Consider the following 21,807-nt stretch of genomic DNA (forward strand, 5'->3'; position numbering starts at 1 on the left):
TTTTTAATATTATATTCGAAAAGGCGAATACATCTTTCATCTTTTATGCCAAATAAATTGTATTTCATGTTTTTATGAAAAAAGTGAAATAAAATCGTTTTATAAAGCAAAAAGAAAACAATTTATTATTTTTTAAAATTTTTTCGGCTATTTGAAATGCTTCTAATTCAATTTTTGTTTCTCAAAAAGATAATAGAATTATTTTTTTCCAATTCTGAAACATCCGACGGAAAATATTTTTATTCAAAAAATCACTTTCTTTATCGATTATGAGTTAATTATTGCAAACCGTTAAATTCACCTTTAACTTTGCAATATAAAATGGATTGGATATTACAAATGGTTTATGATATAAAATTAAATTTATTCGAAAATCTAAACGTTCTTCGCAAATTGTCAAAATTGGGCAACAGGACTTTCCCGGATGATTTGTGCATATTCTTAAACGATGAATTGAGTTTACGATCCGTACATTTATTTAAGGAAAATTCAGATAATTCATTCGTGCTTATTGGAAAATCTCAGAAAACTGACGATTTAAATATTCCAAACATAATTTCAATTTCTGAATATGAAAAAATGAAAGCTGAGCAGAATTTAATTGGCGATTTTTATAAAGATTGCAATATTGAACTTCCCTTTCAAACCGAAAATCTTCAGTCAATTTTATTTAATTATGATGAAAACTTTTTCGGCTTAATAATTTTATCTCATAAAATTCTTCCCTCAGATGAAGTTAAAAATAAATTTTCAATAATTGTTAAATTTGCTCAAAATTGTTTAGCTATGTGGAATGATGCAAATTTAATAAAAAGAGATTTAAACATTCCCTCTGAAAATATAATTTCAAAAAGTATTAAAGGATTTCAAAAGGAAATTATTACAATAAATGGATTACTTACTTTGGCAAAGGCAGAAAATCCAAACAGCGGAATTAATAAATATTTAGATCAAATTAGAAATTCTCACCAATTCATTTCTTCTTCATTAGATGATCTTAATAATTTGGTAACTCTTTATAACACAGGAATGAGGCAGACAAAATCTACTTTTAATATGGAAAATTTATTAATTGATTTTGTACAAGCGCGAAAATCCGATAATCCGAATTCTAAAATTTCTCTTGATCAAATAAAATCGGGAGATATAAGTTTTGACGAAAATATTCTTAAATCAATTTTAAATATAACTTTAAATTTTGTATCAGACTTTTCTCATTCGAATGAGGCAATTATAAGTTCAAAAATTGTATCGGAAAATAATTTATTTTTTAGCATAGTTGGTAAAAACTCTAAACTAAATAAAAATGATTTGGATCAGATATTTTCTCCGTTTGGAAAACGTGAAATATTAAATAAAACAAACGGTTTAGCGGTCAATTTACTCTTAAAAATTATTGAATTGATTGAAGGACAATTAAAATTAGATATTGAAGAAAACAATCTTATTGTTAATATTTCAATTCCAATCCAAACTGAAATGCACAAATCAATACACGAAGTTTTAATGAACAACATAAGTTCAAACAAAGATAAAATTCTTGTAATAGAAAGTGATCAAGCTTCTTCGGCGTTATTAAATAACTATTTATCAAAGTGGAATTATCAGACTGAAATTGTTAATTCCGGCGATTTTGCTTTAAAACTGCTTCAGCAAAATAAGTATGTCGCGGTTATTTTGAATATCGAACAGGAAAATGAAAACAGTTTAGAAATTTTGCAAAAAATTAAAAACAATAAATTTACCAGAAATACTCCGGTTATTGTATTTTCACTTGAAGCGGAAAAAGAAAAGATTTACTTAATGGGCTCTGTTGAGTATTTGGTAAAACCAATAAATTACAATAATTTAGTTGAAATTTTGACCAGTTATAAACTAAGAAGAAATTCAACCGTTCTGTGCGTTGATGATGATCTCCCTACTTTAAAATTGGTTCAGCAGGCTGTTCAAACGGCTGGATTCAATGTAATTGCTGAAAATAGACCCGAAAGCGTTATTGAGTTAATTTCCGATAAAGAACTTGACCTTGCGATTGTTGATCTTGATATGCCTAAATTAAACGGCTTTGAACTCATAAAGCAAATTAAATCGCTTGATAACTTTTCAAAACTGCCTATAATAATTTATACTGGGAAAGAAGATTATCAACAGGATCTGCAAAAAATAGACGGTTTGTTCGTTGATCTTCTCGATAAAAAAAGTACATCGTTTAATGAACTGGAAAAAACAATTTTGTCAATGATTAATAATTACGAAGAGCCGGTCTCTATTGAGAAAATTAAAGAAGTTCATGATTCACCGAAAATTTTGATGGCGGAAGATTATAAACACTCCCAAATTATTGTAACCCGATTATTAAAGAAAAGCGGCTTCGAAAATGTGGTAGTTGTTGAAAACGGCGAAGACGCGTTATCAATCTGTAAAAACGAAAATGTGGATTTAATTTTGATGGATATGCAGATGCCTGTAATGAACGGATTTGAGGCAACTCAAAAAATTAGGGAACTTGATGGATATCAGGATACACCAATTATAGCGCTTACTGCATTTGCAATGAAAGGCGACCGAGAAAAATGTCTGGAAGCCGGCGCAACCGATTATATTCCAAAGCCAATAGACAGCAAAGAGTTTATTGAAAAGGTAAAATATTATACCCAAGTAAAAATTGAGAATTAGATTTTAGATTTAATTGATAATTTATTTGCGGACTCAAAGTTTAAAATTATTTGTCAATGATTTTTAAATTAATTTTCAGTTTTTCCATAAATTCTATTGCTTTAAAGTGACTGATTAATCTATAGACTAGTAATTATTCAATATTTTCCATTCAAAGAAATCCGTAAAAAATTCTTATATTTCTAATCAATATTTAAATTACTAGGTAAATGACCAAAGAAATTAGAGTAAGATTTGCGCCGAGTCCAACCGGCTATTTACACGTTGGCGGATTAAGAACCGCGTTATATAATTATCTTTTCGCAAAAAAGAATAATGGTAAATTCATTTTAAGAATTGAGGACACGGATCAATCGCGCTATGTTGAAGGCGCGGTCGAAAAATTAATAGATTCTCTTAATTGGGTTGGATTGAATTATGATGAAGGTCCCGATGTAAATGGAAATTTTGGACCATATTTTCAATCTCAGAGATTAGAAATATATTCATCACGAGTTAAAAAGCTGCTTGAAGAAAATAAAGCGTATTATTGTTTTTGTACACCGGAAAGATTAACGGCATTAAAGGAAGAACAGCAAAAATTGAAATTGCCGCAAGCAAAATACGATAAGCATTGTCTTCATCTTTCCGCAAATGAAATTAAAGAAAAATTGGAAAGCGGAATTCCAAAAGTAATTCGCTTAAATGTCGAACCTAATCAATCAATTAAATTTACAGATATTGTAAGAGGAATTGTCGAATTCAATTCAGATACAATTGACGATCAAATATTAATTAAAAGTGATGGTTTTCCAACGTATCATTTGGCTAATGTCGTTGATGATCATTTAATGGAAATTTCACACGTTATACGCGGTGAAGAATGGCTTTCTTCAACTCCGAAACACGTTTTGCTTTATCAGCATTTCGGCTGGGATATTCCTCAGTTTGCTCATCTCCCTCTTTTATTAAATCCTGATAAAAGTAAATTAAGCAAACGTCAGGGTGATGTTGCTGTAGAGGATTACAGAGATAAAGGTTATTTAAAAGAAGCGTTGGTAAATTTTGTCGCATTATTAGGATGGAATTTCGGCGATGATAAAGAATTTTATTTAATCGATGAAATGATCAAAAAGTTTTCTTTGGAAAGAGTAAATAAAGCCGGTGCGGTTTTTAACGTAGAAAAATTAAACTGGCTTAACGGACTTCATTTAAGAAATAAAAGCAATGATGAGTTATTGCAATTATTTAAAATCGAATTACAAAAATCCAAATATGCAAATATCAACATCGCAGATGAAAAATTGATTTCTATTATTGAGGCGATGAAAGAAAGAGTGGAATTTGTTAAGGATTTTATAAACAGCTGCACTTATTTTTATGAACCGCCAATTGATTACGATGAAGCTATCATAAAAAAAAGATGGAAAGAAGATTCTGAAAAATTACTTAATGAATTTTCTTTTGGATTATCAAAAGTCGAAAGTCCTCAAAAACAAGATTATGAAGAAATTCTTCACAAAGTCGCGGAACAAAATAATGTTGGCGCCGGAAAAATTATTCATCCGTTAAGATTGGCAGTTTCCGGAGTGGGCATTGGTCCGGGAGTTTTTGATCTGCTGTATATTTTAGGAAAGGATGAAGTTTTAAAAAGAATTGTAAATGGAATTGTAGAAATTCCAAAATTTTTGTAACAATTTAAATTATATTATTTATGGATGAAGAGAAAAAAATACCAAGAAATTTTATTCAAGAAATTATTGATAATGATATTAAAGAAAATAAAAACGGCGGAAAGGTTTATACAAGGTTTCCTCCCGAACCAAATGGATATTTGCACATTGGTCATGCAAAATCAATTTGTTTAAATTTTGGTTTGGGTAAAGAATATCATGGTAAGACCAACCTAAGATTTGATGATACAAATCCAACAAAAGAAGATGTTGAATATGTTGAATCTATTAAAGAAGATATAAAATGGCTTGGGTTCCAGTGGGAAGGAAATGAACTCTATGCTTCAGATTATTTTGAAGTGCTTTATGATTATGCGGTTAGATTAATTAAAAACAGCTTAGCTTATGTTGATTCATCATCATTGGAAGAAATTAAGGAAGAGCGCGGAAATCCTACCGAACCGGGAAAATTAAGCAAATATAGAGACCGCTCTGTAGAAGAAAACTTGGATTTATTCAAAAGAATGAGAGACGGTGAATTTAACGACGGCGAACATGTTTTACGCGCAAAAATTGATATGAGTTCTCCTAATATGAATATGCGCGATCCAATTATGTATAGAATTCGTCATGCATATCATCACCGCACGGAAAATAAATGGTGCATTTATCCAATGTATGATTGGGCACATGGACAGTCGGATTCAATTGAAGGAATTACTCATTCCATTTGTACTTTGGAATTTGAAAATCATCGTCCGCTTTATGATTGGTTTATCGAAAAATTAGAAATTCATCATCCACAACAGATTGAATTTGCCAGGTTGAATTTAAACTATACAGTAATGAGCAAAAGAAAACTACTAAGATTAGTACAAGAAAAACTTGTAAAAGGATGGGATGACCCGAGAATGCCTACTATTTCCGGATTTAGAAGAAGAGGCTATACACCCAAATCAATTAGAAATTTTGCAGAAAGAGTTGGAGTTGCAAAAAGAGACGGAGTAATTGATATTTCCCTTTTAGAATACAGCATTCGCGAGGATTTAAATGAAATAGCGCCAAGAGTAATGGCGGTTCTCAATCCTCTTAAAGTTGTTTTAGTAAATTATGAAGAAAATGTTACCGAAGAACTGGAAGCGATAAATAATCCTCAAGATGAAAAAATGGGGACAAGAAATGTTCCGTTTACGAGAGAAATTTATATTGAGCAAGACGATTTTCAAGAAATTCCGCACAAAAAATTTCATCGACTCTCACCTGGACAAGAAGTAAGATTGCGTTATGCTTATATAATAAAATGCGAGAATGTTATAAAAGATGAAAACGGAAATATTACTGAACTCCACTGCACTTTTGATCCGGAGACAAAAAGCGGCGCCGGTAAAAGCGACAAAAAAGTAAAAGGTACAATTCACTGGGTTTCAGCAAAACAAGCAATCGAAGCAGAAGTTAGACTTTATGACAGACTTTTTAGTGTTGAATTCCCAGAAGAAGATAAAGAAAAAGACTTTATAGAATTTCTAAATCCTAATTCTTTAACAATCCTAAAAAATTGTAAACTTGAACCAAGTTTAAGAAATACAAAACTCGGCGAGAATTTTCAGTTTGAAAGAAACGGATATTTTTGTTTAGATAAAGATTCTAAAAATGATAATTTGGTTTTTAATAGAACAGTTACATTAAAAGATAGTTGGTCTAAGTTAATTTCTAAATAAAATTAAAGCTACTATATTATATTACTATAACATAGTAGCCTTTTTATCTTATTTTATTACAACCATTTATAAATCTTCTATTTTTAATTATAAAGACATTGCTCCGACTGAAAATCCTTCAATTTCAGGATCACCAATCATAAAATCATTAAACTTATCTATTTGAGTTTGATAATAGCCTGATTTCTGATTAGCTAAAGCATGTTCAATGTTATCCCAAATAGTAATAGCGATAAATTTTCCGGCATTACTGTTGGTTAAGAAAAAAGCTTTAACAAAACCCGGCTGGTTCTTTGCCGCAGGAATTATGCTCTCTTGATAAACTTTTGAGGCTTTATCCAAAGATTTTACATTTAGGTAAAAAGTAGTCATTCTTGCGTACATTTAAATTTCCTCAATTTGTTATTGAAGTAAGTGGAGCTTTATATCTAATTAAAAATAATAATAATTTTATAAATTATTCAAGTTCTTTTTAGTCGAATTTATTCAAATAATAAAATTGAAGTGGTTGACTATTGATAATAACTTGGTCTTGTAAAAAGTGCGGATATTAAATTTATTTTATAGAAAATAAAATATTTAATTATAGTTGTAAGAAGTGTTCAACTTTATTAAATTTACATCTCATTTTTAGCCGAAGTGGCGAAATTGGTAGACGCGCTAGACTCAAAATCTAGTCTAGGCAACTAGGTGCCGGTTCGAGTCCGGCCTTCGGTACAAAATTTATCTAAAAATTCACCGGAAGTATTACTTTTATTATACTTCCCTTTCCTAAGCTGCTTTGTATTTCCAAACTACCATTGTACTGTTTAATAAAATACTGGCATAAGTTTAATCCAATACCGGTACCTTTTTCACCTATTGTTCCGCTGAAACTTACATTGTGAATATTTTCTTTTAATTCATTAATTTTTTTCTTGTTCATTCCTACGCCGAAATCTGTAAATATTATTTCTATATCATCGTTATTCCACTTATATGAAATTTCAATAACACCCTTAACATTCGAAAATTTAATGGCATTTGAAAGCAAATTTCTAAATATAAATATCATCATATTTTCATTTAGGCTAACTTCGGTGTTGTTATCCAAATCTAAAATAATTGAAAGCTTCTTTTGATTTATTTGAAATTTATAGAACTCTATAACATCCGTGATGATATTTTTAATATTTACATTTCGTTTCTCGGATTTAAAATTTATGGTTTCTAGATTGGAAAGGTGCAACAAGTTATCCAAAAGATCAAAGCTTTTGCTCGATGTAGATTGAATTAAATGAATTAATTCTCTTACATCGGGATCCTTAATTATATTATCCCTTAATATAAGATTGCTAATTCCATTTATAATATTAAATGAACCTCTTATTTCGTGCGAGATTATTGATAGAACCTTTGCAGTTGCTTGATCAAAATGTTTTAATTCTTCAATAATTTCATTATTAGAATTCATTATGTATCCTTACTCTTTTATACGAGCTTTGAAGTTAAAATTATTGCTGAAAAAAATACTGCATCGAACTGCTTATAAAATACAATACTCCTATTAACGTTAAATATTTGATTGAATTCAATAAATTTTCCACTACTTTCTCCTAAAGTTATAGGGAACTAGTTTCCTAATTCCCTATATAGTGACTTTTACAGTTGAAGAAAAGGGGGAGTTCTCCAAGAGGTTACAGTCACATTTTTCAATAAATCATATTATTAGATTCAATTAGAATGCCAAAATTTTTTCGAATATTATGTTCGAATTTTGCTTTATTTTTGACATTTTTCTATAAAAGGAATTGAAGTTTGGTGAAATGACCAAATCACTGAACCAAATATTGGTCAATTCACTGAATGAAATAATTATAAGATTTGTAATTAAGAAATATTGAATTTCTTAATTCTATATCGAAATGTATCTAAAGTTATGTTTAGTAATTTTGCGGCTTTTGATTGGTTTCCATTTGCCAAAGTTAATGCGTTTTCCAAATATTTTTTTTCTATTTCCTCTAAAGAAATTCCGTAATCGGGAATATTACATTCATTGTTAACTTTTTTAATTTTTGTATTTTCGAAAAGTACAATATCGTCGTATTCTATTTCGGATTTTTCACAAAATATCAAAGTTCTTTCAATTACATTTTTTAATTCTCTTATATTTCCCGGCCAACTGTGTTGCAATAATTTGTCCTCTGCATCTTTTGATAAATACAAATTGTTTTTACAGAATTCATTTGAGAAGTTTTTTATAAAGTGATCCGCAAGTATTAAAATATCATTTTCTCTTTCCCTAAGCGGCGGAATTTCCAAATTTACAACATTTATTCTATAAAACAGATCTTCCCTAAATTCTTTGTCATTTACGGCTTTTTTAAGATCTCTGTTGGTAGCGGTTATAATTCTTACATTTACTTGGTTTTCTTTGGTTGACCCAACAGCTCTGTACTTTTTTGTTTCTAAAAAAGTAAGCAATTTTGGCTGAAGTGAAATAGGCAATTCCCCTATTTCATCTAAAAACAGAGTTCCTCCATTTGCTTCTTCTAATAATCCCTTTTTGTTTTCCAATGCATTTGTAAACGCTCCTTTAACATGACCGAAAATTTCCGATTCCAATAGTGCGTCCGGAATTGTGGCACAGTTTATTTCAACAAAGGGCGCTTCATCATTTAGAGTGAGATTATGGATTGCTCTAGCAATTAAAGTTTTTCCCGTTCCGCTTTCACCCGTTAAAAGTATTGATGTTTCTCTTACCGAAGCGACTTTTCTGATGAAATTTTTCACGGAATTAATTTGTTTGGAATTTCCCAATATATTTTCAATAGAATCTTTCTTTAAATTGTTAAAAGATTCTTTTAGAATTTTAATTTCGTTTTGCTGTTGATTTATTTTTTGCAGGAGAGTTGATTCCTTTGTTGAATCATTAACTATCAAAAGCAGAAAATTATTTTTTCCCTTTAGCTTTAAAATCGCAAAATCAAAATAATTTATTCCGTTGTTTCGTGATTTTCTATTTATTTTTTCTAAAAGTAATTTTTGGCTTTTACCAGATTGGACATTATAAATTTCTTTCTCAGACCCGAAGAATTCCGGAAAAGTATCAAAAAGTGAATCTTCAAATTTAACTTCATTTAAATTTAGCATCTTTTGAAGATTACTACTTATTTCATACAAATTTAATTTATCGTCATAAATTGCATAAGCAATATTTTTTTCTTGAATTAACTGTTCTAAAATTTGTTTCAAACTTATTCCTCAGCTAATTTTTCCCCAAGTATATTGAATATTTCTTCAACATTTTTTCCGGTTTTTGCGCTTACAAATTCAACGTTTGTCTTAAAGGATTTGAAGTTTAAATGATATTTTTCCTTATCAAAAATAACGTTTTCCGCCAAATCAAGTTTGTTTCCAATAAATACAATTTTTGCTTTTGGATTAAGTTCCAAAAAATTATTTGCTTGTTCAATGCATTGGTTTATTGTATTGGGTCTGCTTATATCGGAAACTATTATAGCGCCATGAGCGCCATTTAAATAACTTTTTGCCACAGAATCAAATTTTTCAATGTTGGCAATATCCCAAATAAATAAATCAATATTTTTAACAAAATCACTGATTTCACTTTCATTTAATTGAATTGTTTTTCTACTTATGTTTACGCCGATAGTAGAAAGATATTTTTCATCAAATTTATTATACACAAATCTTTGAACAAGAGAGGTTTTTCCAACACCATAAGAACCAAGAAGGCAAATCTTCTTTTTTATATTTACTTGTACCGTCAAAATTCCCTCTGTGCGTTCACCTTAAATTCAATTCTTCTGCCGCTGTTATTGTTCTCCGCAAATGTAATACTTATTCTTTTTTTATTTATACCAACAGATGACAAAAAATTTAAAAGATTTTCAATTCGTTCTTTTGTTTTGATATCATTAATAATTTTATCACCCGAGTTATCGGATATTCCAATGACATTAAAATTCAAATTATTATTTCTTACAAGAAATGGTAAAATAGGATATAACTCTTTTAAATGTTCATTGTTAATTGGTGTTTCGTTAAATTCATAATTTAATTTTAAATTGTTTAATAATTTTAATGATTCTGAATCACTTAGTAATATAACATCTAAATTATTTATTAAAATCCTCACACCGGCTATTTCTGAAATTTTGTTTCCTAATATTAACTTTTCATCTTTTGAAATAACGTTTCCCCAAATCGTAACTTTATCTTTATCGATGGAAAACTTTATGTCCCTATTAGAATTTGATGAAAGCTCCGTCAATAGATTACGGATATTTTTCGCAATTTCATTTTCTTCAATAATAGGAAGAATTATTCCCAATTTACTATCTACTTTTTTTATCTCCGGAATAGTAGAAATTACACTGTCAATTTTATTTTTTATCAAAATTGATGCAACTGTTCCATCCAATAATATTGCATTATCTTCTACTTTCCATGTTAGATTTTTAATATCCGCGCTATTAAATATTTCCAGTTTTTCTTCAACTTTATTTGAAATCATTTTTTCGCTAATATAATTCGGAATGGTGAAAACCCCAATTATTATCAAAACTATCGCAAGCAGCAATCCGAATGCGTATAACAATAAAGGCGGGTTTTTAGTTTCACTTTTCACAATTTCGTTTTTATTTGCAGTAGCAAAAAGATCTTTTATTGGTGAGTCAATATTTTCCAATTTATTTATTTCACCATCAAAGTCTCTCAATTTTTTATAAAAGTTTTTGTGAATATCATTATTTACATCGGTTAAATTTTCTCTAAAATTAACCGGTTCCTGTCCTAAAATTACAGCCGCTAAGTAAGAATATCTTCCTCTTTCCAAAATAATTTTGGACTCTCCATATTGGATTTCGTATAAATTTTGATTCCCGCTTTCATTAACAAATGATTCCGACACAAAATTTTTAATAGCTGTCAACATACCGCTGATCAAATCCGCATCGAGAGATTTGTTTGATTCAGAAGCAGAAATGTGAGAAATCAAAATTCCGCTTTTTTCGTGAATTAAAAATATTTCCTTTAATGCAAACGGAAAAGCTTCTTGCAAAATCAAATCATTCGCAGAAACTCCGGAAATTTTAGATTTAATTAATTTCGAAAATATTCCCTTTTGAAGAGTTGCTTCAATTTTTGCATTTAAAGACTGGTATACTTCTTTAACCTTTTCTGCAACAGCTTTTTTTATAATTTCTCCAATTATGGGAAATAAAGCGTCAATAATTTCATCTTTTGATTCGGCAATTTGATTCTTTATTGCTGGACCCAATATTGGTGAAATTGATTGAGTCAGCTCAGATTTTGAATGAATGATCTTTCTATCAATAATCTTATCAATAATTGGGTACAAAGTTGAAATTTGATATTCGGTATCATTGATCAAAAACCTAAAATCTTTAAATTCCTTTTCAAGATCTTCAAGTTTTTGATTGTTTTCGGAAAGAAAAATTTCCCTTAAAACTTCAAATGATTTTTCTTCGTCTAAAACCATATTTTAAATACCTACTGACCTTCTTCTTGTTTTACTTTCATACCCCATTCAATAAATACTTGACCTATTTGGTTTTTATCTATCTTAGTCAATTTCAATTCCTTAATTTTGCTTTCTAATTCCGTTTTAATTTTATCAAGTTCTTCACTTGACTTTTGAATATTGGTATCAGAATTTTTACTTTTCGAAAATAAATCACTTATCTGAGAGGAAGCTTTTTCTAAATTTTTATCGTGTAGGCTCACTTGCTGTTTAAGATTTTTATTTTCATCTCTAAGCTGATTTATTTGATTTTGCAAATTATCCAAATACTCGCCAAAAATGATCTCACGAATTTGTTTCAATCCGCCAAGAGTATTTGGTTTTTCATTTTCTGTTTTTTTCATAACCTTCCTTGTAAACTATTTTTAATAAAAATAAAAAATTAAGTATGGAAATTTAATAAATTTTAACCGTATTTAAATTTTTGAATAAAAAAATAAAATCTTTCAATCGTAAAAATTAAAATAAAGATTGCTTAACTAAAATAAATTGAGAAAAATTAATAAATTAACCGATCATCAACTTTGGAATTCTGTGTTTTTGTTTTTAATTTTGAACAAAATTTATGAGATAAATATGAATAAAAAAATGAAACAAATTATGGATTGGAGAGCGGCACTTTGGTCCGGATTAATTGCGGGTTTTGTATTTTTATTTCTTAATATTTTTCTTGTACCGATTTTACTCGGTGGAAATATGTGGGTGATTATAAGATTATTTTCCTCAATATTTTTCGGGCAAATTATTTTAGCGCCACCGGCTACATATAATTTACCCGCGTTGATAATGTGTATAATTACAAACTTAGTCTTATCCGAACTATATACAATTTTAATAGCATTTGTTTTACATAAATACGGTTTAATTACTGGAATTATAGGCGGAGCGTTATTCGGTTTGGCAATTTATTTAATTAATTTTTATTCACTAAGTTATTTTTTTCCATGGTTTTTCGTGATGCGCAGCTGGCCTTTTGTGCTTACTCATGTTTTATTCGGCGCAATTGCCGGCGGAGTTTATGAACTTTTAGAAGTAGAAGAATTCGAACCAATAGAAATAGTTATCGGAGATTAAAATGATTGGAGGTACTGGAAGTACAAGAAGTTTTGGAAAATCAAGACTTTTAATCGCCTTAGTAGTTATTGGGTTTTCACTCATTTCTTTCTTAAGTTCTAAAGAGTACAATCCGGTAACAGGTGAAGATCAATACATTGGAATGACTCCTAGGCAAGAAATTGCGTTAGGATTGCAAGCGGCACCTCAAATGATTGAGCAATACGGCGGACTTTATCCAAATCAGCAATACCAAGATTTAGTTGATCAAATTGGCAATAAATTAGTAAGAAGTACTAAAGCTTCCGAAACGGAATATCAATTTGATTTTCACTTACTGAATGACAGACAAACCGTTAACGCTTTCGCATTACCTGGCGGTCAAATTTTTATAACTGCCGCGCTTTTCGGAAGATTAAAAACTGAGGCGCAGTTAGCCGGAGTTTTAGGTCATGAAATTGGTCACGTTGTTGCAAGACATTCAGCACAGCAAATGGCTAAATCAAATTTAACTGAAGGAATTCTGAACGGAGTTTTATTAGCAAGTGATCCTTCAAGCAATTCTGCTCAAGCTGCGGCGTATATTGGTCAACTTGTGAATATGAAATACGGACGAGATGATGAACTTGAATCCGACAAAATTGGAGTCAATTTTATGTCGCAATCCGGTTATAACCCCAATGCACTTATTGGAGTTATGAAAATACTTGAAGAAGCTTCAGGTGGAGGAAGTCAATCTGAATTTTTCAACACTCATCCTAATCCGGAAAATCGAATTTCTCAAATAGACGCTGAAATAAAAAGATTATTCCCAAATGGAATACCAGGCAAATTGGCAGAATAGTTTCTAGATATTCAAATTATAATAAAGATTTAAAGTGAATGATAAACAGTATTTGAGCCAATCCAAGTTTGGTTTTTATTAAAATCCACACCCATCATTTTACCTTTGCTTGTTCGTAAAAGGTTATTAACGAGAATCGGTTTATCATTCCAGACATACATCATCCTTATTTCTGCTTTTGCATTTCCCTGCGGTGTTTTAATAAGCGGAAAATAATCAACTTTTTTCTGGATTATATAATTATGTCTATCTTTTATAGAATCCAAAATTTCTTTTGAAATATCAATAATAACACCGGATCCCGCAAATGAGAACAATGGTTTTAATACATAATTTTCCAAATCTAGTGGAAAATAATCAAGCTCATTCAGATAAAAACTTTGCGGTGAATATTTGCTGTTTATTTCCGGTAAACTAAATTTACTGATTCTATAAAACCAATTCGGGTGTCCAACCCATTTTATATTTAAATCATCTCTAAAATCAAAATTAAAGACTAAATTCTTTTTTTCTAATTCGTCAAAAATTACGCGGTTATAAATTCTTTCTATCGGAATCTCGTTTCCGTTTTTTTTATAATAAAGCTTGTTCCCCTTTTTAATAATTTCTGTAATGCAAACAGATTGTACGTTTGTATACTTTTCAGTTAAATAAAAATCTATGCGCGTTTTTTGCTTGTCAGGTTCTATTTCCAATAAAATTACGTTTTCTGGATCCGAATTACCAACTAAAGTTTTTTTGAACATTTCAAGGTATGAATTAAAGTCGAAAGAATTAAAGTATGTCGTGAAATTATCAGGTATAAAAAAATGCTCTCTAACTTTTTGATCAAGGAATATTTGATACGCATACAATGACGGAAAACCCTGCAGCTCAATAAGCTGAGGAATAAATTCGCCATTACTATCTTTTATAATACCAAAATCAAGCTGTAGAAAAACCGGATGTAAATCTTCATTTGGGACAAAATATTTTTCGGGAACGGCATTTTTTGATTTTGTTAAAAATTCATTTGTTTTTATTTGGCTTAAAATTTCATCTCCCGCTTGTATCAATTTATTGCATAAACTTTCATTTAAAAACAAAGGCGTTTCAGAAATTCTAAAATCTAATCTATTGTTAGTTTCAAGATTTATATTTTTGATGAACTCGGAATAATTATTTTCATCAAAGAGTGAATTATATTTATCTCTAATTTCGGCAATCATCTTTTAATAGCTAAGTCCCTTATAAGTTTCAGAAATGATATAATCAACGACGGAATTTAAGTTTTGAGTTTTTTCGAAAACGGAAATCTGTTTATCGGCACCCGTTCCGTTTTTTATAATTTCTCTTACATAATTTACTTCCTCTCTACTTTCTAAAACATCTACAACATCGTCAATAAATTCTAAAAGTTCTTCAATTAACAATGGTGTTTCAACTTCTACCTGCTTGCCGAAATCGATAAGCTTTCCGCTAATTCCGTAGCGGCTTGCTCGCCATTTATTTTCATTAATGTACAATCTTCTATAAAGTCTAAATCCTAAATTCTGCTTTATAAGTTTATATAATTTTGCAACAACAGCTTGACAAAGTGCTGCCAATGCAACAGTTTCATCAACAGTCATTGGTAAATCGCACACTCTAAATTCCAAAGTCGGGTATTTGGGATGAGGACGAATATCCCACCAAATTTTACTTGCGTCTTCAATACAATTTGTTTTAATAAGCATATTAACAAATGATTGAAATTCGCCGTGACTTGCGAAATAATCCGGAATACCTGTACGCGGAAATCTATCAAATATTTTTGCTCGGTATGATTTTAACCCAGTATTTCTTCCCTTCCAGAAAGGTGAATTTGTTGATAAAGCAAAAATGTGCGGAAGAAAATAACGAGCCGCGTTCATTATATGAATTGCCAATTCCTTATCATCAATTCCAATATGAACGTGAAGCCCAAATATTAAGTTTGCTCTCGCAACTTGCTGCATATCTTGAACAACGCCCGCATATCTCGGCTGGTCGGTAATTTCTTGATCTTCCCACTTGGAAAAAGGATGAGTTCCAGAAGCCGCAATTTTTAGTCCTTCTTTTTCGGCAAGTTCGGCGAGCTGAGATCGTAAATGCACAACTTCAAGTCGTGCTTCTTTTACATTTGTACAAATCTTAGAACCTGTTTCAACAACAGATTGATGAAGTTCAGCTTTGATTTTTTCTCTAAGATGCATTGTTCCGCCTCTTAAAATCTGCTCAATCCTGGAACGTAATTCTCTGGTTTCAGGGTCAACTATCTGAAATTCTTCTTCAATTCCTAACGTAAAAGTTTTATCAGACAACATATGTGCCTCAATTATTTTTCTTTTTATTAGTGTTTAGTTTTTCATTTGCGGTAAAAGAAGTTACAAAATCTCCCCAAGTTAAATTATTTTTACCTTTTATATGATTTTTTGCTTTCCTTATTGCCATATTTGCGGCTGCTTCAACAACCCATTCAAAGTTTTCTTCACCAACTGAATTTATATCAGCGTCAGGCGCCGGATTTCCAAAATCTATTGCATAAGGAATTCCGTCTCTTACCGCAAATTCAACGGTATTAAAGTCATAGCCGAGAGCATTATTTATTTTTAACACATCTTCTTCAATTGTTTTTAATAGTTTTTCTTCAACAGGTTTGGGGTCTTTAACATATCTTAAATGATGCGGTTGTTTCGGATCGTACTGCATAATTCTAACGTCTCTTCTATCCAAGCAATAACATCTGAAATACTCTGTGAAATCAATGGCTTCTTGAAGCAGCATTACTAAAGTTCCTGTATCATGGTAATCCCTAAAAAATTCATTAATATCTTTTGGATTGTACACGTTTTTCCATCCTCCACCGGCAAACGGCTTGAAGAAAGCCGGAAAACCTACGTAATCGAAAATATAATTCCAGTCTAACGGATAAGCCAAATTTCTCATTGAATTTGCGTTAGTATCAGGCGGATGTTGATTTGATGGTAAAATTACAGTTTTGGGTACATTAACGCCAATTTTGGTTGCAACTGCGTTATTAAAAAATTTATCGTCCGCACTCCACCAAAACGGATTATTTATTACAGCCGTTCCGCATAAGGCAGCATTCTTCAAGTATGCTCTGTAAAACGGAATGTCCTGCGAAATTCTATCAATTAACACATCATATTGAGTAGCTTTGCCTTGCTCAACAACATTAATTTTTGCTAATTCAGCCGTTATTCCTTTCACTTTTTTTGAATTTACTCTATCTACAAATGCTTGAGGAAAAGTATTTTCTTGAACAAATAGAATTCCAATTTTTTTCATAGCGTTGCCCAAATGATTTAATGATTTTAGTTTTTCATATTTGAGCAAATATAATTAAGTAAAATCACAAAAACATAATTTAAAATAAAAAAGCCATCACAAAGGATGGCTTTTTTAAAAGATTTCGTTCAAAAATCAAACGAGGTTTGTCCTATAAGATTGTAGTGCTTTCATATAGTTAGCTCTTTCAAATGCCGCAGGCTCATTTACTGCCTTCTGACTCATGCTTCCTTTCATCATTTCGATAGATTCATATTCGTTTTCTTCCATCCAAACTTTGATCTGAGCCAACATTTCGGAAATTCTGCCAACACCGTTCATCAATAATTCAGAACACATCATAGCAACATCGCCGCCTGCCATCATAACTTTTAAGACATCCTTATAAGTATGAATACCGCTTGTTGCTGCCATATTTGCTTTAATATTGCTGTATAATATTGCAATCCATCTTAGCGGAAGTCTCATTTCCCAATTTGTACTTAAAACCAAGTTTGGAACAACTTCTAATTTTTCCAAATCAAAATCAGGCTGATAAAATCTGTTGAACATTACAAGAGCGTCAGCTCCGGCGTTGTCCAATCTTCTTGCCATATTCGACATTGAGGTAAAGAAGGGACTTAATTTAATCGCGACCGGAATTTTAATTTGTTCCTTTACAGATTTTAAAGTATCAGCGTACATATTCTCAATTTCTGATCCGGTCAGATTAACGTTAGTCGGAATATAATAAACATTCAATTCAATTGCGTCGGCACCTGCTTGTTCAATATTTTTAGCATATTTAACCCAGCCGCCGCTGCTTACTCCATTCAAACTTCCAATAATAGGAATATCGGTTGCTTTCTTTAAATTTGCGATATGATCAAGATATTCATAAGGTCCCATTTTAAAATCTTCTTGTTCAGGATAATAAGAAGTAGCTTCGGCAAAACTTTCAGTTCCATAATTTAAATAATGATCCAATTCGCCAGATTCATGATTAATTTGTTCTTCAAACAAAGAATAAACTACAACTGCAGCTGCTCCGGCGTCTTCCATTGCTTTAACCGAATCAACTGTTTGAGATAACGGCGATGCAGAAGGAACAATTGGATTTTTTAATTTTAAACCCATGTATTTTGTTGTTAGATCCATTTTTTCTCCAATATTTATTAAAACTTTAATTTAAGCTGCCACATGATGGCAGCCGTTAAAACTATTTATTCAAGTTTGAATAATCCATTGCAGCAAGCTGTTCATAATGTTTCCATTTCTGATCGACTTCTGCTTGAGCAAGACCAAGTAAATACTTTGATCTTTCCGGATCAATTTTCTGCAGCATTTTATATCTTGTTTCAGTATAAATAAAATCTGCCAACTTAATTTTTGGAGCTTTTGAATCAAGTTTAAGCGGATTTTTTCCTTCTTTAGTATTTTCAGGATTATATCTGTATAATGGCCAGTGTCCGCTGTCTACCGCCAACTGCTGATGTTCCATTCCTTTTGCAAGATCGTATCCATGCGCAATACAGTGACTGTAAGCAATTATAATAGATGGACCTTCATAAGCTTCTGCTTCAAGAATAGCTTTTAATGTTTGTGCGTCGTTTGCACCCATTGCAATTTGAGCAACGTAAACATTTCCATATCCCATAGCCATCATTCCCAGATCTTTTTTAGGATTCGGTCTTCCGGCTGCGGCAAATTTTGCAACGGCTCCTAAACCGGTAGCTTTAGACATTTGTCCACCGGTGTTTGAATAAACTTCTGTATCCAAAACTAAAATATTAACGTTCTTTCCCTGAGCAATTACATGATCTAAACCGCCGTAGCCAATATCATATGCCCAGCCGTCGCCGCCCATAATCCATACAGATTTTTTAACCAGGTAATCTGCTAACATTAATAAATTTTGAGCCGCATCGGAATTAATATTTTTAAGTTTTTCTTTTAGCTCCGCTACTCTTTCACGCTGTTCGTATATGTCAGCTTCGGACTTTTGTTCAGCGTTTATAATTGAGTTTACAAATTCAGAACCTAATTGCGATTCCATACTTTTTAATAGTTCTTCAGCAAACTCTTTTTGCTTATCGATTGATAAACGCATACCAAATCCAAATTCGGCATTATCTTCAAAAAGTGAATTTGACCAAGCCGGTCCTTTTCCTTCACGATTTACAGCCCATGGAGTTGTAGGAAGATTTCCGCCGTAAATTGAAGAACATCCGGTCGCGTTTGCTATAACGGTTCTATCACCAAATAATTGTGAAACCAATTTAACATAAGGAGTTTCTCCGCATCCTGAGCATGCTCCCGAATATTCAAACAGAGGTTGCAATAATTGACTGCCTTTTATTGAACCGACATTTAATTTTGTTCTATCGAATTCTGGAATATCCAAAAAATAATTATAATTGGTTCTTTCTTTTTCACGCAAAGGAATTTGTGGAACCATATTAATAGCTTTTTTACCCGTCTCGCGTTTGTTTTTAGCCGGGCAAATATCAACACATAAAGCGCAGCCAGTACAATCTTCTACAGCAACTTGAATTGTATATGCCATGCCGTCATATTCTTTACCACGAGCTTCGGTCCATTTATATGTTTCCGGAGCGCTGTTTGTAATTTCCTTATCATAAACTTTAATTCTTATCGTTGCGTGTGGACAAACCATAGCACATTTGTTGCATTGAATACAAACTTCAGGATCCCATTCGGGCACTTCCAAAGCAATATTTCGTTTTTCCCATTGTGTTGTTGCTGATGGAAAAGTTCCGTCAAGCGGCATCTGACTTACAGGAATTAAATCTCCTTTTCCTTTCATCATCATTGCCAATGTTTCTTGAACGTATGCAGGTGCTTTTTCTGAAACAATTGGAGGTAAAATTATGCTGCTTGTAACTTCAGCAGGTATTTCAATTTTGTGCAAATGTTCTAATGTGCTATCAACAGCTTCAAAGTTTTTCTTAACAACAATTTCACCTTTTCCGCCGTATGTTTTCTTTATAGCATTTTTAATTTGAGCAATTGCTTCATCTTTGGGCAATACACCGGAAATTGCAAAGAAGCATGTCTGCATGATAGTGTTGATTCTTGCTCCCATGCCTGTATCTTTTGCAACACTGTAACCGTCAATTACATATAGATTAAGTTTTTTATCTATTATTTGCTTTTGTACTTTCTGAGGAAGTTTATTCCAAATTTCATCTTTTGAATAAGGACTATTTAATAAGAATGTCCCGCCGTCTACAATATTTTCTAAAACGTCAAAGTTTTCCAGCAAATTAAACTGATGAACTCCGATAAAGTTGGCCGTTTGAATTAAGTATGTAGAATGAATTTCTTTTTTCCCAAATCTCAAATGTGAAACGGTTGTTGAACCTGATTTTTTTGAATCGTAAACAAAATAACCTTGTGCATAATTATTTGTTTCTTCACCAATTATCTTGATTGAATTTTTATTTGCTCCTACAGTACCATCTGCACCTAAACCATAAAACAGTGCGCGAACAACGTCTTCGCCTTCGGTTATGAAGTTTGGATCATAATCTAAACTTGTAAATGATACATCATCTTTAATACCAATTGTAAAATGGTTTTTAGGATTATCTTTTTTCAATTCATCAAAAATTCCTTTAACCATTGCGGGTGTAAATTCTTTTGATGATAATCCGTAACGTCCGCCGACTACTTTAGGCAATTTAACGAATTTTGGATTTGACGAATTCATATTTTCGATCAATGCCGAAACAACGTCTAAGTAAAGCGGTTCGCCAATTGAACCTGGTTCTTTTGTTCTGTCTAATACGGCAATTTTTTCAACTGTATTTGGAATTGCTTCAATAAATTTATCAATTGAGAATGGTCTGTAAAGTCTAACTTTAAGAACACCTATCTTTTCTTCCATTCTTGAAGTCATATATTCAATAGCTTCTAACGCTGCTTCACTTCCAGATCCCATCATAATAATAATTCTTTTAGCATCCGGCGCGCCAAAATAATCAAATAAATGGTACTGGCGTCCTGTCAATTCTGCAAATTTGTCCATAGCGCTTTGAACCGCATCTGGACAAACATCATAATATTTATTAACTGCTTCTCTGCCTTGGAAATAAACATCGGGATTTTGCGCTGTTCCGCGAATAAACGGGTTATCGGGTGAAAGAGCTCTTTTTCTATGTTCACGAACCAATTTATCATCTATCATTGATTTTAAATCTTCTAGAGACAATTGCTCAATTTTGTTAACTTCATGTGAAGATCTAAACCCATCAAAAAAATGGATAAATGGAATTCTTGATTCTAAAGTTGCTCTGTGAGCTACGGCTGCCAAATCCATAATTTCTTGAATTGAACTTGAAGCCAATAAAGCCCAACCGGTTTGTCTTGTTGCCATTACGTCGCTGTGATCTCCAAAAATTGACAAAGCGGAAGCAGCGATTGATCTGGCGGAAACATGAAATACCGTTGATGTAAGTTCGCCTGCGATTTTATACATATTCGGAATCATAAGTAAAAGACCTTGCGAGGCTGTAAAAGTAGTTGTTAAAGCGCCGGTTTGAAGCGATCCGTGAACTGCACCGGCAGCGCCGCCTTCACTTTGTAATTCAGAAACATTTGGTATTGTTCCCCAAATATTCTTTTTACCTTGTGCCGCCCAAGCATCCGACATTTCTCCCATTCCGGATGACGGAGTAATTGGATAAATTGCAATTACTTCGCTGTTATGATAAGCTACATAAGCAGCGGCTTCATTGCCGTCTATTGTTATTTTCATTCTTTCCATTTTATCCCTTATCTATTATTATTTTATAATATAAAACGAAATTCGAGTTTTCAATTCTAAAATTATGCCAGTTTTTAATACTAATTTTTAGTCAATTTTAAGCAAAATCAGTAATGCGGTGCAATTTATCTCTTAATTTTTAGAAAAGGATTTCATATACTCTTATTTTTAAGAATCTATAATTATTTGATTTATTCTTGTGAGTTAAAAAATGAAAGTGTCGGAAAGTTTATGGAAAT

16 protein-coding genes and 1 tRNA gene are annotated in these 21,807 nt (G+C 31.5%); 6 read left to right on the plus strand and 11 right to left on the minus strand.

Translation table 11 applies throughout. From position 1 onward, the window contains the following. Window positions 1-321: 321 nt before the first annotated feature. The 3 genes from IPK06_03485 to IPK06_03495 all read left to right on the plus strand — a co-directional run bounded on the left by IPK06_03485 (window position 322) and on the right by IPK06_03495 (window position 6,046). Entirely contained in the window at window positions 322-2,676 is a 2,355-nt protein-coding gene (locus tag IPK06_03485) for a response regulator (protein ID MBK7979072.1), read from the plus strand. Window positions 2,677-2,885: 209 nt separating this feature from the next. Next, complete coding sequence (locus IPK06_03490; GenBank protein ID MBK7979073.1) at window positions 2,886-4,349, plus strand: glutamate--tRNA ligase; 1,464 nt, start codon at window positions 2,886-2,888, stop codon at window positions 4,347-4,349. Between the two features lie 20 nt (window positions 4,350-4,369). Then, a complete protein-coding gene (locus IPK06_03495) occupies window positions 4,370-6,046 on the plus strand; it encodes a glutamine--tRNA ligase/YqeY domain fusion protein (protein MBK7979074.1) in 1,677 nt (558 codons plus the stop codon). 87 nt (window positions 6,047-6,133) lie between these two features. Here IPK06_03495 and IPK06_03500 read toward each other — a convergent pair whose 3' ends face one another. Beyond that, entirely contained in the window at window positions 6,134-6,430 is a 297-nt protein-coding gene (locus IPK06_03500) for a hypothetical protein (protein MBK7979075.1), read from the minus strand. A gap of 249 nt (window positions 6,431-6,679) precedes the next feature. On the opposite strand from IPK06_03500, the gene IPK06_03505 reads away from it, so the two are divergent. Further along, a tRNA-Leu gene (locus tag IPK06_03505) sits at window positions 6,680-6,763 on the plus strand. A gap of 10 nt (window positions 6,764-6,773) precedes the next feature. On the opposite strand, the gene IPK06_03510 is transcribed toward IPK06_03505, so the two are convergent. The 5 genes from IPK06_03510 to IPK06_03530 form a co-directional block, all read right to left on the minus strand. Continuing rightward, window positions 6,774-7,499: a HAMP domain-containing histidine kinase gene (locus IPK06_03510; GenBank protein MBK7979076.1), complete on the minus strand. Its 726-nt coding sequence runs from the start codon at window positions 7,497-7,499 to the stop codon at window positions 6,774-6,776. A gap of 416 nt (window positions 7,500-7,915) precedes the next feature. Then, window positions 7,916-9,280 (minus strand): sigma-54-dependent Fis family transcriptional regulator, encoded by a 1,365-nt coding sequence (locus tag IPK06_03515; GenBank protein ID MBK7979077.1) that lies wholly within the window; start codon window positions 9,278-9,280, stop codon window positions 7,916-7,918. A gap of 2 nt (window positions 9,281-9,282) precedes the next feature. Further along, window positions 9,283-9,801, minus strand: coding sequence for a GTP-binding protein (locus IPK06_03520; protein ID MBK7979078.1), 519 nt, complete (start codon window positions 9,799-9,801; stop codon window positions 9,283-9,285). A gap of 14 nt (window positions 9,802-9,815) precedes the next feature. Next, on the minus strand, window positions 9,816-11,552 hold the full coding sequence (locus IPK06_03525) for a hypothetical protein (protein MBK7979079.1): 1,737 nt from the start codon (window positions 11,550-11,552) through the stop codon (window positions 9,816-9,818). Window positions 11,553-11,563: 11 nt separating this feature from the next. After that, window positions 11,564-11,938, minus strand: coding sequence for a hypothetical protein (locus tag IPK06_03530; GenBank protein ID MBK7979080.1), 375 nt, complete (start codon window positions 11,936-11,938; stop codon window positions 11,564-11,566). Window positions 11,939-12,170: 232 nt separating this feature from the next. On the opposite strand from IPK06_03530, the gene IPK06_03535 reads away from it, so the two are divergent. Continuing rightward, entirely contained in the window at window positions 12,171-12,668 is a 498-nt protein-coding gene (locus IPK06_03535; protein ID MBK7979081.1) for a hypothetical protein, read from the plus strand. A gap of 1 nt (window position 12,669) precedes the next feature. After that, window positions 12,670-13,491, plus strand: coding sequence for a M48 family metalloprotease (locus tag IPK06_03540; GenBank protein MBK7979082.1), 822 nt, complete (start codon window positions 12,670-12,672; stop codon window positions 13,489-13,491). Window positions 13,492-13,520: 29 nt separating this feature from the next. On the opposite strand, the gene IPK06_03545 is transcribed toward IPK06_03540, so the two are convergent. The 5 genes from IPK06_03545 to nifJ all read right to left on the minus strand — a co-directional run bounded on the left by IPK06_03545 (window position 13,521) and on the right by nifJ (window position 21,568). Then, complete coding sequence (locus tag IPK06_03545) at window positions 13,521-14,699, minus strand: hypothetical protein (protein MBK7979083.1); 1,179 nt, start codon at window positions 14,697-14,699, stop codon at window positions 13,521-13,523. 3 nt (window positions 14,700-14,702) lie between these two features. Further along, the gene (locus tag IPK06_03550) at window positions 14,703-15,815 is read right to left on the minus strand and encodes a carboxylate-amine ligase (protein MBK7979084.1); all 1,113 of its coding nucleotides are present in this window, start codon (window positions 15,813-15,815) and stop codon (window positions 14,703-14,705) included. 7 nt (window positions 15,816-15,822) lie between these two features. Beyond that, window positions 15,823-16,800, minus strand: a complete 978-nt coding sequence (locus tag IPK06_03555; GenBank protein MBK7979085.1) for a hypothetical protein — start codon at window positions 16,798-16,800, stop codon at window positions 15,823-15,825. 135 nt (window positions 16,801-16,935) lie between these two features. After that, complete coding sequence (locus IPK06_03560; GenBank protein ID MBK7979086.1) at window positions 16,936-17,937, minus strand: dihydroorotate dehydrogenase-like protein; 1,002 nt, start codon at window positions 17,935-17,937, stop codon at window positions 16,936-16,938. Between the two features lie 61 nt (window positions 17,938-17,998). Beyond that, window positions 17,999-21,568, minus strand: coding sequence for a pyruvate:ferredoxin (flavodoxin) oxidoreductase (nifJ, locus tag IPK06_03565; GenBank protein MBK7979087.1), 3,570 nt, complete (start codon window positions 21,566-21,568; stop codon window positions 17,999-18,001). Window positions 21,569-21,807: the final 239 nt, after the last annotated feature.

The organism is Ignavibacteriota bacterium, from assembly GCA_016713565.1.
In the GTDB taxonomy this organism is placed as follows: domain Bacteria; phylum Bacteroidota; class Ignavibacteria; order Ignavibacteriales; family Melioribacteraceae.